At 65.4% G+C, this 15,285-nt stretch carries 12 protein-coding genes; 4 read left to right on the forward strand and 8 right to left on the reverse strand.

Annotation, left to right across the window (positions count from 1 at the left end; genetic code table 11):
* Window positions 1–359: 359 nt before the first annotated feature.
* Window positions 360–1,910, reverse strand: coding sequence for an RNA-binding protein (locus tag LGQ10_RS08225; protein WP_226525256.1), 1,551 nt, complete (start codon window positions 1,908–1,910; stop codon window positions 360–362).
* Between the two features lie 204 nt (window positions 1,911–2,114).
* On the opposite strand from LGQ10_RS08225, the gene rtcR reads away from it, so the two are divergent.
* Window positions 2,115–3,713, forward strand: a complete 1,599-nt coding sequence (gene rtcR, locus LGQ10_RS08230; protein WP_226525257.1) for an RNA repair transcriptional activator RtcR — start codon at window positions 2,115–2,117, stop codon at window positions 3,711–3,713.
* Between the two features lie 180 nt (window positions 3,714–3,893).
* Here the strand turns inward: rtcR and LGQ10_RS08235 are convergent, their stop codons facing one another.
* Window positions 3,894–4,322: a PaaI family thioesterase gene (locus tag LGQ10_RS08235; RefSeq protein ID WP_058433357.1), complete on the reverse strand. Its 429-nt coding sequence runs from the start codon at window positions 4,320–4,322 to the stop codon at window positions 3,894–3,896.
* A gap of 198 nt (window positions 4,323–4,520) precedes the next feature.
* On the opposite strand from LGQ10_RS08235, the gene LGQ10_RS08240 reads away from it, so the two are divergent.
* Window positions 4,521–5,318 (forward strand): DUF4349 domain-containing protein, encoded by a 798-nt coding sequence (locus LGQ10_RS08240; RefSeq protein ID WP_058433517.1) that lies wholly within the window; start codon window positions 4,521–4,523, stop codon window positions 5,316–5,318.
* A 194-nt stretch (window positions 5,319–5,512) separates the two neighbouring features.
* Here the strand turns inward: LGQ10_RS08240 and LGQ10_RS08245 are convergent, their stop codons facing one another.
* The gene (locus LGQ10_RS08245) at window positions 5,513–6,064 is read right to left on the reverse strand and encodes an ATP phosphoribosyltransferase regulatory subunit (RefSeq protein ID WP_226526115.1); all 552 of its coding nucleotides are present in this window, start codon (window positions 6,062–6,064) and stop codon (window positions 5,513–5,515) included.
* Between the two features lie 347 nt (window positions 6,065–6,411).
* On the reverse strand, window positions 6,412–7,503 hold the full coding sequence (locus LGQ10_RS08250; RefSeq protein WP_226525258.1) for a DUF1615 domain-containing protein: 1,092 nt from the start codon (window positions 7,501–7,503) through the stop codon (window positions 6,412–6,414).
* Window positions 7,504–7,840: 337 nt separating this feature from the next.
* Here LGQ10_RS08250 and LGQ10_RS08255 point away from each other — a divergent pair, with 337 nt between their 5' ends.
* Both LGQ10_RS08255 and LGQ10_RS08260 read left to right on the forward strand, forming a co-directional pair.
* Complete coding sequence (locus tag LGQ10_RS08255; protein WP_226525259.1) at window positions 7,841–8,455, forward strand: LysE family translocator; 615 nt, start codon at window positions 7,841–7,843, stop codon at window positions 8,453–8,455.
* A gap of 56 nt (window positions 8,456–8,511) precedes the next feature.
* The gene (locus LGQ10_RS08260) at window positions 8,512–10,062 is read left to right on the forward strand and encodes an FAD-dependent oxidoreductase (protein WP_226525260.1); all 1,551 of its coding nucleotides are present in this window, start codon (window positions 8,512–8,514) and stop codon (window positions 10,060–10,062) included.
* Window positions 10,063–10,127: 65 nt separating this feature from the next.
* Here the strand turns inward: LGQ10_RS08260 and LGQ10_RS08265 are convergent, their stop codons facing one another.
* From LGQ10_RS08265 to hemB, 4 genes are all read right to left on the reverse strand, one after another.
* Entirely contained in the window at window positions 10,128–12,602 is a 2,475-nt protein-coding gene (locus LGQ10_RS08265) for a TonB-dependent siderophore receptor (RefSeq protein ID WP_226525261.1), read from the reverse strand.
* Window positions 12,603–12,704: 102 nt separating this feature from the next.
* The gene (locus LGQ10_RS08270; RefSeq protein ID WP_058435551.1) at window positions 12,705–13,676 is read right to left on the reverse strand and encodes a FecR family protein; all 972 of its coding nucleotides are present in this window, start codon (window positions 13,674–13,676) and stop codon (window positions 12,705–12,707) included.
* Window positions 13,673–14,194 carry a sigma-70 family RNA polymerase sigma factor gene (locus tag LGQ10_RS08275; protein WP_226525262.1) on the reverse strand — a complete coding sequence of 174 codons (522 nt, stop codon included), beginning with the start codon at window positions 14,192–14,194 and terminating at the stop codon, window positions 13,673–13,675. The genes LGQ10_RS08270 and LGQ10_RS08275 overlap by 4 nt, the downstream gene beginning before the upstream one ends.
* A gap of 115 nt (window positions 14,195–14,309) precedes the next feature.
* Window positions 14,310–15,284, reverse strand: a complete 975-nt coding sequence (gene hemB / locus LGQ10_RS08280; RefSeq protein WP_058434017.1) for a porphobilinogen synthase — start codon at window positions 15,282–15,284, stop codon at window positions 14,310–14,312.
* Window position 15,285 lies beyond the last annotated feature (1 nt).

The raw sequence follows: 15,285 nt of genomic DNA on the forward strand, positions 1-15,285 counted from the left end.
AAGCGGCGACGACAAGAAGTCGATGAAACGATGCACTCGTGTTCTGGCGGTTGAACCACGGCGCCGTTTTCCAGCACCGGCGGGATTCGCACCCGCATCTCGAGCCTTGGATGTAGTTCCATCAGCATTCGTCGCAAAAAACACAAAAAAAGGTGGCACGACAAAAAAAGTGACTGATAGCCGGAATCGAACCGGCAAGACCAGGATGTACAGCCACTGGCATTCGTGCCTTCACGGGCCCTGACAAGAGGTGCTGAGACGTCGTTGGATGTAGTCACAGCGGCATTCAGGGCCAATGATCAAAAAACTTCGGTGTGCGCCGGCTTCCCGGCGCACGCTTGAACTCCATTACCTGCCGCTCAAGGCGCCAGGGCCTCGATGGCTTTCGCCCAGTGCTGGCCACCGTAGTTGCCGGCAGTGAACTGCCCGATCACATCGAACACCGCATCACTGAAACCACCGACGTTGAGGATGTCCTCGCGGTCAGGCGCCTGGGTGGTCGCCCCGGGCTGCATATCGATGCACACCAGCCGCGCCTGCGGATTGATGGCCTTGATCCGCTCCCATTGGCGCATGGTCTGGGTCGCCCCATGGCGTTGCGCATCGATCCATGACTCGTTGTCCGAGACCAGGATCAGGGTGTCCACCTTGCACTTGGCGTTGGCCAGTTGTGCCAGGGGCGCCGAGCAGTTGGTCCCGCCTCCGCCAATGTCCGCCAGCTTCTGGGCATTGCTCATCACGCTGTCCCGAGGGTTGAGGCGGATATCCACCACCTCCCGCTCGAACGGCATGACCCGCGCCGCCGGCTGCTTGCGCAGCACCGCTGCGGCCACCAGCGCTGCCACATCGATGCAACGCACCGCCGTGGTGGCGCCCTGGCGATAGCCGGTGACCGGGCTGTGCATCGAGCCCGAGACATCCGGGCAGACCACCACGTTGCCCGCCAGCGCCGGCACGTTGGCCAGGGACAGCTCCAGGGCATCCTGCAGGGCCTCGCGAACCTGCTGCGGCACGTCTTCACCGGCCATGCGGTACGCCGCCAACAGCTGGTACGGGTAGACCCGGGCCTTGGCTACCTCTCCCGCATCCGCCAGCCGCGCCGCCACATACTCGGTGCAACCCGGCACCTGGAACGCGCCGTGGCGGGCCAGGGTGTTGAGGTTCATGCGCAGCCCCTGCCAGCCCATGTTGCGGGCCTGCCCGGCCCACTGCTCGGCGCTCAGTGTCTCGTTGCCGAGCAGTTGGAACGGTACCTGCGGCACCTGCTGCGTGGCCCCGCTGCGAAACGCCAGCAGTGCGCGGGTCAGTTCCGGCAATGCTTGCGCATCCACCGGCTTGCCCAGCACCCAGGCAAAGAACGCTTCGCGCCAAGCCTCTGCGGGTTTGGGGTGAACCATCTTCAGCACGTCCGCCAGGGACGGCTGGTTGCCGATCGAAGCCTGCAACAGCTGGCGCTCAGTGGCCGTGTTCAACCAGTTCTGCACCAGGCGCTTGGGCTGCGAACCCAGGGACTTGCGCCCAGTCACGCCGCTGCGCAGGATTTGCACGAAGTTGCGCAGCATCTTGCCGTTGTCCACCACCTGGGCAAACACCTCCGGCACCAGGGTCGAGCGTTGGGCAGTCAGCGCTGCCAGCAGCAGCGCCGGCATGTCCTTCATGTGGCCTTGGTGGCGAGCATAACGAGCGGCCTGGGCCACGAAGCGGCTGTCGACTTCACCCACCAGCTGCAGCACCGCTGCAAGCTGATCTTCGGGCGAGGTGTAGAAGGTCGAGTTCAGGCAACCGGTGACCGCCAGCTGGGCCAGGCGATGCTTGGCACTGTAGGCATAAGCCGCAGCCTTGGACGCATTGCGAGTATCGCTCGCTGGCGCTTTTGCCTGTTGGGTGCTGAACAGCTGGTGGTTGGCCATCTTGGCGTCTCGCTCTGTTGTCGTGTTCGTTGCCAGAGATATTGCAGACGCTGTGCCAGGTTTTATTCTTACGTTGAATTATTTTTTAAATTATTGATTTATAACGATTTTATTTTTAATTTCAATTTTCATCGCCACTCAGCAAGACAACACGCTCGAGATTTTTATATCTTTACCTATCGCAATTTATCTTCAGGTATAAACATGTCGAGCAAGCCCACGGTCGCCATCGGTTTTATCGGCTCCACCCTCGATCGCGTCGGCAAGGGTGCCAACCGCTGGAGCCACTGGCGCCCGACGGTCGGCCTGTGCCAGCAGCAAGACGTGCTGATCAACCGCCTGGAGCTGATCCATGGCCTGGACGCACGGGACTTCAGCCTGGCCGAACGGGTGGCCAACGACGTGCGCCAGGTGTCGCCGGAGACCGAGGTACGCCTGCACCCCATGGGCCTGAAGAACCCCTGGGACTTCGAAGAGGTGTACGGCGCCCTGCACGACTTCACCAGCGCCTACCCGTTCGACACCGAGCGCGAGGACTACCTGGTGCACATCACCACCGGCACCCACGTGGCGCAGATCTGCTGGTTCCTGCTGACCGAAGCCCGTTACCTGCCGGCACGGCTGATCCAGACCTCGCCGGCCCGGCGCCGCGATCCGGACGAGCACGCCACCGGCACCCATGCGCTGATCGACCTCGACCTGTCGCGCTACGACCGCATCGCCTCGCGCTTTGCCCACAAGCGTCTCGAAGGCCTGGCCTTCCTCAAGTCCGGAATCGCCACTCGCAACCTGGCCTTCAACCGCTCCATCGAACAGATCGAGCGGGTGGCCGTGCGCTCCAAGGCCCCCATGCTGCTGATTGGCCCCACGGGGGCCGGCAAGTCCTTCCTGGCCCGGCGCATCTATGAACTCAAGCGGGGCCGGCATCAGGTCCAGGGGCGTTTCGTCGAGGTCAACTGCGCCACCCTGCGCGGCGACGGCGCCATGTCGGCCCTATTCGGCCACACCAAGGGCGCGTTCACCGGCGCCCAGAATGCCCGCGAAGGCCTGCTGCGGGCAGCCCACGGCGGCATGCTGTTCCTCGACGAGATCGGCGAACTGGGGCTGGACGAACAGGCGATGTTGCTCAAGGCTATCGAGGAAAAACGCTTCTTCCCCATGGGCGCGGACCAGGAGGTAGAGAGCGACTTCCTGATCATCGCTGGCACCCACCGCGACCTGCGCGGCCGGGTGGCCCAGGGCCTGTTCCGTGAAGACCTGTACGCGCGGATCAATCTCTGGACCTTCAACCTGCCCGGATTGGCAGGACGGCGCGAGGATATCGAGCCCAACGTCGACTTCGAGCTGGAACGTCATGCCCGGGAACAGGGACAACTGGTGCGCTTCAACCTTGAGGCCCGCCGCCGCTACCTGGCCTTCGCCAGCTCCGGCGAAGCGGCCTGGCTGGGCAACTTTCGCGAGTTGTCGGCATCCATCACCCGCATGGCCACCCTGGCCGACAGCGGGCGAATCGACGAGGCCCAGGTCGAGGAGGAAATCCAGCGCCTGCGCCATGCCTGGGGCCTGGAGAATCAGGAAGATGAACTACAGGCACTGTTGGGCGAAGATCTCGAACTGGACCTGTTCGACCGCCTGCAACTCAAGGCGGTCATCAGCGAATGCCGACGCGCCGACAGCCTGTCGGATGCCGGCCGCCGCCTGTTCGGCGTGTCACGCCTGGGCAAGGCCAACCCCAACGACGCCGACCGCCTGCGCAAATACCTGGCGCGCTTCGGCCTGGACTGGAAACAGCTCACCCCCTGAACCCGCGGTTCGCTCCGTGTGGCCACTGCCGAAGGCTGCACACGAACGCGCAGCGGCTGCACATGCCTGCACTGAACGCCCTGCGGGCCTTGGCGCAGCTTCGCAGGCTCAGCAGCGGCTACAGCTCGCTTCGTGTAGCCGCTGCCGAAGGCTGCGCACGGGCGCGCAGCGGCCGCAGGATCAGGCTGGCACCGGAGACGACTGCGGCACCGCGAACACCCCGCTGGCTCGTGCCACCTCGCGCTCGCCAACGCTCAACACCACCGTGGCGAAGGCAATCTGTCGCCCGCGCCGGGAATGCTCCAGGCGCACCTCCAGCCACTCCCCCACCTGCACCGCCCCCAGGTAGTCGAGGTGCATGCTGGCGGTGATCAGCGGCAAGGGCGGCTCGCTGGCAAAGGCCATGGCGTAGCCCATGCCGATATCCGCCAGGGTGGCGATGATGCCGCCATGCACAGTACCGCGACCGTTGGCGTGCCGGGTATCGGCCCGCAGGCCGACGCGCAGCCCGCTGCCGCTGCCGCAGCCATAGACCGGGCCGATCAGCTCCAGCAACGGGGTACTGCGGGGCAGCGGGCTGAAGCCCTGGGGAATATCCGCTTCACTCATGACGCTCTCCTTGAGCCTGGACGCAGCGCCATCGCTGCGTGTCGCCACAGGTGTAGCGCCGATCCGAGGCAGTGCCTATCAGTATCCATCCGGGAAATTGCGGCAAATAAACCACGGCGCCATCGTGGCCAGGGCGGGAAGAACGGTAAGATGCGCGCCTGCGCTCTCGGCGCAGTTTCAAGTACCCAAGGAGCCCCCATGCAACATCAGGACGATCACCCTCGCCGCCCTCGCCGACTGGCCTTTGCCCTGCTGGGCGCACTGGCCCTCAGCGCCTGCTCACCCAGTGATCAGGGCAGAAGCGCCGTAGCCCTGGGTGGAGCCCAGGGACAGGCCGGCGCCCAGCTGGCCTACGAACATGAGCTGACCCTGTCGTTGCCATCGGAGCAGATCGGACCGCGCCTGGTGCAAACCCGCGAAGCCTGTGAGCAGGCCCGGTTCGGCGCCTGCAACATCCTGCGCCTGGAACAGGGCAAGTACCGTGCCCAGGTGGTGCTGCGCATAGCCCCTGGCGGCGTCGAGCCCCTGGTCCAGCAGGCGGCCGAAGGCGCCGAACTGGGCGAGCGCATCACCAGCGCCGAGGACCTGGCCGACGCCGTGGCCGACGTGCAGCGCCAGCAGCAGCGGCTCAAGGCCCAGCAGCAACGGCTGGACGAACTGGCCGCGCGCAAGGACATCAGCGTCAGCGACCTGATCGCCTTGAGCAAGGAGCAGGCGAGCATCGAGAACGACCTGCAAGCCCTGGCCCAGACCGCCGCCGGCCAGCAACGACGGCTGGACACCAATCGCCTGACCCTCAACTTCCTGCCCAGCGACAGCGGCCAGCGCAGCTCAAGCCTCAAGCGCGCCTTCGCCAACCTGCTGGACAACCTGGCCAACGGCACCGCCGAGGCCCTGGAAAAGGGCAGCTATGTGCTGCCTTTCGTGATCCTCGCCTTCCCCCTGGTGCTGTTGTGGGTCTGGCTGTGGCGCAAGTTCGTCCGCCGCCGTCCATGACCCGGGCCGGATGACCAGAGCCCGGCCTCCCGTGCCTAATGCCGTTCAGTTAAGGAAATGGTAGGAGCGAGACTTGCCCGCGATGGACTTCAGAGCGCTGCGTTTATCCAGTAAACACACGCCAACGTTAACGACCATCGCGAGCAAGCTTCGCTCCTACAGGGCCGGGCTTTTTCCACGGGCGCGTACAGCCGTTACCCAGCCTGGGCTTCCAGGGCCAGTTGCAGACGCTCCAGGCCAATACCGAACCCCGCCCCCTGGCGATAGGCTCCCGCGCCCACCACTTGCTGCTGCGCCCCCAGGCGCGGACAACGCACCTCGAAACCTTCGCCGTCCAGGTAATAGGTCAGGCCGCGCTTGACCCCGAGGTCGAGCTCGTAGTCCAACCCCAGCCCCTCCAGGAACCCGACACACAACTGCTGGGCCTGTTCCAGTGCCTGGCGAGGATCGGGCCCGAGGATCTCCAGGCCCAACTGGGTGAATTCGCGATAGCGCCCGGCTTGCGGCCGCTCGTAGCGATAGCAGCGAGCAACGTAGAAAAAGGCCGCCTGTCCGCGCCCCATCAGCAGCTCGCCGGCAGTTTCCTGGAACAGCGCAGTGGCTTCCGGGATCAGGCAGCAGGGCCGCCCGGCCTTGTCGTTGAAGGCCCACATCTGGCCGATGACTTCGCTGCCACCGGCCTTTTCGATAAAGGTGTCCTGGCCCCACAGCGCCGGGACAATGACTTCTTCAGCGCCCGCTTCGATGAAGCCAGCTCCGGAACCGGCCCTCCAGGATACGCAGGTTGGCGGCTTGTTCGCCGGTGATCATTCGAGTGCCACGGAGCATGGTCATGGGTATTTCCTCTGGTTTTTGACAGGCATAAAAAAAGGCGCCTTGCGGGGCGCCTTGGTTTTTTTTCATCGAGGGTCAGTGATCACGATTGCTCGATGACTGACGGCTCGACGCGCACAAGCGACCACGGCCCCGGGAGTGAGGTCGATGGTGATGGGTGCGGGAGGCGAGCCGGAAAAAAATCATGGCGCATCCTGCCACGGCTCCCGGGCACCTGACAAGCTGGTGCCCATCGACCAGAACGGCACGCCGAGCAGTCCTACAGCGGGCGTTGCATGCAGCGCTGGTAACGCTCGTCCACGCGTTTGGCGAACCAGGCAGTGGTCAACTGGCGAGTGATTTTCGGGCTCTTGAGTTCGATGCCCGGCAGCAACTGCCGGGGCACGCTCTTGCCCGCCGCCTGGTCGGCCAGGGCGAAGACCTTGCGATACAGCGCGCTCTGCTCGAACTGCGCACTGTCGCCCTGCTCCAACTGCTCGCGAATGACCGGGTTGCGCAGGCCCAGTTGCTTGCCCAGGGTGCGCACTGCCAGTTCGGTGCCGCCAGGCAGGATCGAGTCGTAGCGGATCAGGTCGCCATCGAGTGCCAGGCGGATTCCGGTGAGCTGGCTCACGGCGCCCTGGAAGGCCGCGTTGCGGCTGGCGTACCAGCCGGCGTTGAAGTCGGCGAAGCGGTACAGCGGCTGCGGGTAGCTCACCGGATAGCCCAGCAGGTGGGCGATGCCGAAGTACAGGCCGCCGCGGCGGCTGAAGACCTCGTGGCGGATCGAGTCCTGTGGCGAATAGGGATAATCGCCGGCGTGCTTCTCGGCGAAGGCGATGCTGACCTGCATCGGCCCGCCGGTGTGCACCGGGTTGAACCCACCGAACAGGGTCCGGCCCATGGGCACCTGGCCGATGAAATCGTCGAAGATCGCGCTCAGTTCCTTTTCGGTACGGGCCCGGGCCAGGCGCTGGCTGTAGGACTGGCCGTCGCTGGAGCGCACCTGCAGCGCAGCCCCCACCAGCAATGCCGGCACATGCACCTTGGCGGCCCGGCGATCGATCTCCTCGCGGGCGATGCGCCCCAGGCCCGGCACCACCGGGTCGACCTGGAAGGTGGACTCCTGCTCCGCCACTGCCAGCACTGCACACAGGTTGCCGGGGCTGGGGTCGAGCCCCTGGGCGCTGAAGGCCACCTGGATGTCCCGGGCCCAGCCCTGGCGATCATTCACCTGGGCCGGCAACAGCCGCAGGATGCGCGCCTGGACCTTCTCCGGGGGCAGGTTCGGGGCGTGGGTGCCGGGCTGGCTGGCGCAACCGGCCAGCAACAGCAGGCCGAGGAAACTGCCGACAAGGCGATACACAATCATGGTTCTCCAAGGGGTGGCGGGAACAAGTCCCTGCAAGTAAAGCAACAACCGCGAGCTTCGACCGATGACCCGCGGCGCCGTTCCCCGGCCCCGCTCGGCAGCGGCCAGCGTGACCGGCTGCGTGTCGGCGCTGCCGCAGGCTGGCCACCTGCTCCCGATCATTCGTGTGCTGGAGGCCCTGCGGGCCTTGGCGCAGCCTTGCAGGCTCGACAGCGGCTACAGATCCGCTCAGATCGTCGGGCAACGGGAGCAAGGCGGACTAGAATCCATCTACTGCACAACCCCGCCAGGGTGTATGTTCAGCGGTTCCCCCGCCTTGCCATGGAGTACTGCCCGGATGCTGAACCTGGATTTCCTGATCACCAGCCTGATCGTCGTGCTGATTCCCGGCAGCGGCGTGATCCTGACCATTTCCACCGCGCTGGTGGCCGGCAAGCGCGCCAGCCTGTTCACCGCCATCGGCTGCACCGCCGGGATCGTCCCGCACTTGCTGGCCTCGATCCTCGGCCTGTCGGCGATCCTGCACACCAGCGCCCTGGCCTTCCAGGGCTTGAAGTTCGCCGGGGTCGCGTACCTGCTGTACCTGGCCTACGCCACCTGGCGCGATCGCTCGGCGTTCGCAGTGGACGGCACCGCGGTCAGTCGCAGCGCCGGCGCCTTGATGCTCAAGGCGTGCCTGCTGAATATCCTCAACCCCAAGCTGACGATCTTCTTCCTCGCCTTCTTGCCGCAGTTCATCAGCCACGATGGCAGCGACCCGGTTCCGCAAATGCTGCTCCTGAGCGGCGTGTTCATGGCCATGACCTTCGTCGTGTTCGGGCTCTACGGCCTGCTGGCCAACCTGTTTCGCCGCACAGTGATCGACTCGCCCAGGGTCCAGGGCTGGTTGCGCCGCAGCTTCGCCGCCAGCTTTGCCGGCCTGGGCCTGAACCTGGCCTTCGCCCAGCGCTGAACCTGCGGCAGGCGCCGCCAGACGCATGACATTGACCCCTTGCCGAGGACAAAGACATGAACTGCAGCGACGTACTGATCATCGGCGCCGGCCCCACCGGCCTGGTCCTGGCGCTCTGGTTGCGCCGGCAAGGGGTCAAGGTGCGGATCATCGACAAGACCCACGGCCCGGGCACCACCTCCCGGGCCCTGGCGGTGCAGGCCCGGACCCTCGAGCTGTATCGCCAGCTGGATCTGACCCAGGCCATCGTCGAGCGTGGACACCACGTGCCGGCGGTGAACCTGTGGGTCAAGGGTGAACGAGTCGCCCAACTGCCGTTCGAGGCCATAGGCGGCGACCTGACTCCCTATCCGTTCCTGCAGATCTTCCCCCAGGACGAACATGAGCGACTGCTGATCGAGCGCCTGGCCCTGCTGGGAGTCAGCGTCGAGCGCGACACCGAACTGCTGGCCTTCACCGACCACGGCCACCTGATCAACGCCCGCCTGCGCGGCCCCGATGGCCGGGAAGAACACTGCCAGGCGTTCTACCTCGCCGGCTGCGACGGAGCCCACTCCATCGTGCGCAAGACCCTGGGCACCGGTTTTCCGGGAGGCACCTACCAACAGGTGTTCTACGTCGCCGATGTCGAGGCCGACGGCCCGAGTCTCGACGGCCAGTTGCACGTGGACCTGGACGACGCCGACTTCCTGGCGGTGTTTCCCCTGGCCCAGAGCGGCCGCGCCCGGCTGATCGGCACCGTGCGCGACGAACGCGCCGAACACCCGGAACAGCTGCGTTTCGACGATGTCAGCCAACGGGCCATGCACCAGCTCAAGGTGCAGGTCGGCCAGGTCAACTGGTTCTCCAGCTATCGGGTCCATCATCGGGTGGCCGAGCAGTTCCACTGTGGCCGGGCGTTCCTGCTCGGCGATGCGGCCCACCTGCACAGCCCGGCGGGTGGCCAGGGCATGAACACCGGCATCGGCGATGCCATCAACCTGGCCTGGAAACTGGCAGCGGTGCTCGGCGGCCAGGCCAGCGAACAGCTGCTGGACAGCTACGGCATCGAGCGCATGGAGTTTGCCCGGCGCCTGGTGGCCACCACCGACCGAGTGTTCAGCTTCGCCACCGCCGACGGCCCGATCGCCTACCTGGTACGCACGCGCGTGGCCCCCCTGCTGCTGCCCAGGATCACCGCCTTCGACCGAGCCCGGGAGTTCCTGTTTCGCACCGTGTCGCAGATCACCCTCAACTATCGCGGCATGCCGCTGAGCGCCGGCAGTGCCGGCCCGGTACACGGCGGTGACCGCCTGCCCTGGGTCAAGGACGATACCCAGGACAATTTCGATAGCCTGCAGTACCTGGGCTGGCAGGTGCATGTGTATGGCGAGGCGAACGAGGCCTTGCGCAACTGGTGCCAGGCCGAAGGGATTGCGTTGCGGGTCTACGCCTGGCTGGACGCCCATGCCGAGGCCGGGCTGGTGCACAACGCCCTGTACCTGCTGCGCCCCGACACCTACGTGGCACTGGTGGATCGCTCGGCCGAGCCACGGGTGCTGGAGCGCTATTTCCGTGAGCAGCAGATATCCCCGCAGCCTTTCACGGCGCTGCGCAACGCGCCGTGAAAGGCTGAGCCGCCCTCACCGGTACTGGCACGGTTCCGGCCTCAGCCGGCCCCACGGCACGGGCCTCAGAAGTCGGCCTTGACCGACAGGGTGAAGTTGCGCGGATCACCATAGAAGTTGCCGAAGTTCTCGGTGCCGATGGTGGTGTAGTAGCGCTTGTCCAACAGGTTGTTGCCGTTCAGCGCCAGGGACCAGGTGTCGTCGATGCGATAGCCGATGCGTCCGTTCCAGATGGCATAACCGGCCTGGCTGATGTGCTTGCCGCTGGTGGGCGAGACGCGGAAATTGTCACTCTGGGCATTGACCCCGGCCCCCACGGTGAAGCGCTCCAGGGCGCCGCCCAGCTGGTAGTCGCCCCAGACCCGCAACAGGTGCCGTGGCACATAGGAATTGAAGGGCTGGCCGTTGTTGTTGCGGTTGGCATCCTCCAGGGTCTTGGTCTGGGTGTAGGTGTAGCCGGCCAGCACCTGCAGGCGCTCGATCACCTCGCCACTGACTTCGGCTTCGAAGCCCTGGGCACGAACCTTGCCCGAGTTCATCGAGCAGGTGCTGTCGGGGCATGCCGGGTCGTCCTGCTGGGCATCCTCCTGGATCGTGCGGAACAGGCTGAAGGCGCTGTTCAGGCGGCCGTCGAACCACTCGCCCTTGATCCCCGCTTCATAGCTCTTGCCCACCAGCGGCTTGAGGGTGGTGCCATCCAGGGTCCGATAGCTGCCCTGGGGAGTGAAGATGCTGGAATAGCTGGCATACACCGTCAGGTTGTCATTGAGGTCATACAAGACTCCGGCGAACGGGGTGACCTCGCCAGTTTCCCTGGAACGTGCGCTGGTTGGCGTGCGGGTTTCGCGCCAGTAGGCCACGGCATCGTTCTGCGACTTGTACCAGCTGACCCGGCTGCCCATGACCAGGGTCAGGGGGTCGGCCAGTTTCAGGCGCAGGGTGGAATACAGCCCTTGCTGCTGGATCCGCATATCAGAGGGGCCGCCCCGGCTGGAGTTGCCCTGGTAATAGCTGTCATCGGGCTTGGGCAGGTGGTGATCAGGGTCCAGTACATTCTGCCGTTGCGGCAAGCTGGCCACGGCATAGAAGTCGTCCTTGATCGAGCGGCTGGCGTTGGCCCCGACAGTCAGCTCGTGCTCCTGGCCAAAGGCTTGGAAGTGCCCATCGACATAGGCATCGAAGCCGTAGTCCACCTGGTCGTAGTCATAGATGCTGGCCAGCATCAGGGTATTGGAGCGGCTGGCGCCCACCGGCACCGAGCCACTGGGGAAGGCGTACTCGATGTCCTGGGTGTTGCGGCTGTAGACCCCCGCCACCTTCAGCGCCCAGTCGTCGTTGAGCTGCTGCCTGAGGTCGGCGAAATAGGTCGCGCGCTTGCTGCGCGAGTTGTTCCAGGCGGTGTTCAGGCAGGTCGAACGGCCGAGCTTGAGGTCGCTGCCGTCGCTGTAGCGCGGCAGGCCGCCCCAGCACGGGCGCGAATCGACGTCTTCATAGGCCATGCCCAGGCCCAGGGTGGTGTCGTCACTGAGATCGAAATCCAGGGCGCCGTAGTAGACCTGGTCCTTGCGCTCACCCAGGTCATAGAAATATTGCCGGGTCTGCTGGGTCACCACCGCCCGGCCGCGGATGGTGCCGGCATCGTTCAACGGCCCACCGGTATCCACCTGCCCCCGATAATTGTCCCAGCTGCCGGCGGACAGCGTCAGCTCGGTGTGAGGCGTGGCCTGGCCGCGCTTGCGCACGAAGTTCACCGAGCCGGCCGTGCCGCCCGCCCCCTTGAGCATGCCGGCGGCGCCGCGCAGGATCTCCACCCGGTCGTAGAAGGCCATGTCGCTGCTGAAGCTGTCGGCCTGCACGTAGCTGCTGCCCATGTCCAGGGGCACGCCGTCGTACTGGTACTGGCCGGTCATGCGAAAGCCCCGGGAGTAGAAGTACTTGCCGCCCATGGGCGAGTCGTAGAGGGTGATGCCCGGGGTTTTCTCCATCACCTGGTCGATGGTGTTGAGGTTCTGGTCATCGAGCATCTTGCGGGTGATCACCGTCACCGACTGCGGGGTTTCCTTGAGCGAGTGCTGGCCCTTGCCGATGGTCACCGCGCCTGTGGTGTAGGAGCCGGAGTATTCAGTGGTGGCCCCCAGCTCCTGGCCCTGCACCTGGGTAGTGCCCAGCTCCAGGGCGCCACTGCCCTGGGGCACGGGCCGCAGCACGTAGCTGCCGTTGTTCTGCGGCTCGGCCTGCCAGCCGCTGCCGGCGAGAATCCGGGCAAAACCTTCCTGCACGCCGTAGTCGCCCTTCAGGCCGGCTGAACGCAGGCCGCTCGTCTGCCGGGCATCGAAGGAAATCGCCGCACCGGCGGCGCTGGCATAACGGCTCAGCACCTCGGTGAGCTCACCGGCGGCGATATCGAAATGGCGGACTGCCATCTGCTCGCTCGCTGCCGCTGCCATTGCCGGTGCCAGCACCACGCCGTGGGCCGTCAGCGCCCCCCATAACCCGATCCTGACTGCCAGCACCCGCTTGGACTTGTGTACATCAGACATGCTTTGCCATCCCCCACGCTCGAAAATGAATCCACTGGGGGATGAGCCGGATCAGCTCCGACAATAGTGCAAACGAGAACAATTATTTTTTCCCGTAGGGATTCAGCTCAGATGGCTGCCGGAGACACGCACCCAATACCGGGTATAACGCTTGACCTGCAAGGAGAAACCGCTTTGCAGCGCCGCCAGGGCACGATCGGTGTCGTCGATGGGAAAGGCCCCTGAGACCTTCAGCCCGGCGATCTGCGGATCGCACTGCAAGACCCCGCGCCGGTAGCGTGAAAGGTCGGCGAGCAAGTCCCCCAGGGGCCGGTCGATGGCGATGATGCTGCCCTGGCGCCAGGCGCCCACCGAAGCATCGTTGGGCCGCAACGCGGCAAAGTCCCGGGCGCTGAACGCCAACTGCTGGCCGGCCTCGACCCGGCGTGGTGCGGAGCCATGGCCGAGGCTGACCTGTACCGCGTGCTCGAGCACCGCGACCTGATCCTCGCGCTCGTCGCTGCGCAGCACGAAGCGCGTGCCCAGGGCCAGCACCCTGGCGTGCCGGGTGAACACCTGGAATGGCCGCTGCAACGAGTCGGCGCCGGTGCTGACCAGCATCTCGCCCCACAGCAACGTCACCTTGCGTTGCTCGCCGTCGAACTGCACGTTGACCGACGTATTGGTATTGAGCAGCAGCGAACTACCGTCCGCCAAGCGTATTTCCCGACGCTCGCCAACCTGGGTGCGGTAGTCGGCCAGCAGTTGCTGGGCGCTGTCGCTACGCCAGCCCAGCCACCCCAGGGAACCCGCCGAAGCCAGCACCACCAGGTTGCGCATCAACTCACGACGCGAGCGCCCAGCCCCACGCAACGTGGAACCGGCGAGGCCACCGGGCAGCGCCGACATCTGCTCGCCCAGTGCCTGCATCTGCGCCCAGGCCTCGCGGTGCAACGGATCGGCCGCCAGCCATTCGCGCCACGCCGCCTGCTCCTGCTCGCTGGCCGTACCGGAGCGCAACTGGGCATACCAGCGAGCGGCGCCGCTGATGGCCTGGCGTTCGCCGACGCTCAATTGCAGCGGTGGCAGGCTCATCCGCGTTGCATCCGCATCTGCATCAGGCAGCAATGCTCCATCGCCTTGGCCATGTAGTTGTTGACGCTACGTACCGACACCCCCAGGCGCACGGCGATCTGCTCGTAGGTCAGGCCATCGCACTGGGACAGCAGGAAGGCCTGCTTGACCTTGGCCCCCAGCCCGTCGAGCAAGCGGTCGACTTCCATCAGGGCCTGCAGCAGCATGCCCTGCTCTTCTGGCGACGGGTGCAATGCCTCGGGCACCTCGGCCAGGGCCTCCAGATAGGCCTGCTCCAGGGAGCGACGGCGGAACAGGTCGATCAGCAAGCCATTGGCGATCCGTGACAGATAGGGCCGAGGCTCACGGATCTCCAGGGCATTGCGGGCCTTGAGCACCCGCACGAAGGTGTCCTGGGCCAGGTCGGCAGCATCGCAGGTATTGCCCAGGCGGCGGCGCAGCCACCCCTGGAGCCAGCCATGATGATCGAGGTAGAGGTCGTTGACGGCGCAGCGCAGGGTTAAGTCGTCGGCGGGCATGACAGTCGGGATTCATATTTGATAATGAATCGCATTGTCATGTAGGGACAGAAGGCTTGGCAATAGCCACGAACGCCGCGATGGCGTCCGTGGGCTGGGGCACTGGCGCGACGTATCAGATCCCGGCCAGGGCCAGGTCCATCGCGAAGTAGGTGAAGATCAGGTCGGCGCCAGCACGCTTGATCGAGCCCAGGCTCTCGCGTACCACGCGCTGCTCGTCGATGGCACCGGCCTGGGCACCGAACTTGATCATCGCGTACTCGCCGCTGACCTGGTACGCCGCGACCGGCAGGCGCGAGGCTTCACGGATGTCGCGGATGATGTCGAGGTAGGCGCCCGCCGGCTTGACCATCAGCGAGTCGGCGCCTTCCTGTTCGTCCAGCAGCGATTCGCGCACTGCTTCGCGGCGGTTCATCGGGTTCATCTGGTAGCTCTTGCGATCGCCCTTGAGCGCGCTGCCACCGGCTTCGCGGAACGGACCGTAAAGCGCCGAGGCGAACTTGGTGGAATAGGCCATGATCGGCGTCTGGGTGAAACCGGCGGCGTCCAGGGCCCGGCGAATGGCCTGGACCTGGCCGTCCATCGCCGCCGACGGCGCGATCACGTCGGCACCGGCACGGGCCGCGGCCACGGCCTGCTTGCCGAGGTTGGCCAGGGTCTGGTCGTTGTCCACTTCATGGCCGTGCATCACGCCGCAATGGCCGTGCTCGGTGTACTCGCAGAAGCAGGTGTCGGACATCACCACCATCTCCGGCACCGCGCCCTTGATGATGCGCGACATGCGCGACACCAGGCCGTTCTCCTGCCAGGTGTCGCTGCCGTCGCAGTCCAGGTGATGGGAGACGCCGAAGGTCATCACCGACTTGATCCCGGCCCGGGCGTAGCGCTCGATTTCACCCGCGAGCCTGGATTCCGGAATGCGCATCACCCCGGGCATGCTCTTGATCGGTACGAAATCGTCGATTTCCTCCTCGACGAAGATCGGCAGCACCAGATCGTTGAGGGTGAATTCGGTTTCCTGGAACAGGCTGCGCAGTTGTTCGGAACGACGCAGGCGACGAGGACGGGCTTCAGGGAACTGGCTGGACATG

This window comes from Pseudomonas sp. L5B5, from assembly GCF_020520285.1.
Lineage (GTDB): Bacteria > Pseudomonadota > Gammaproteobacteria > Pseudomonadales > Pseudomonadaceae > Aquipseudomonas.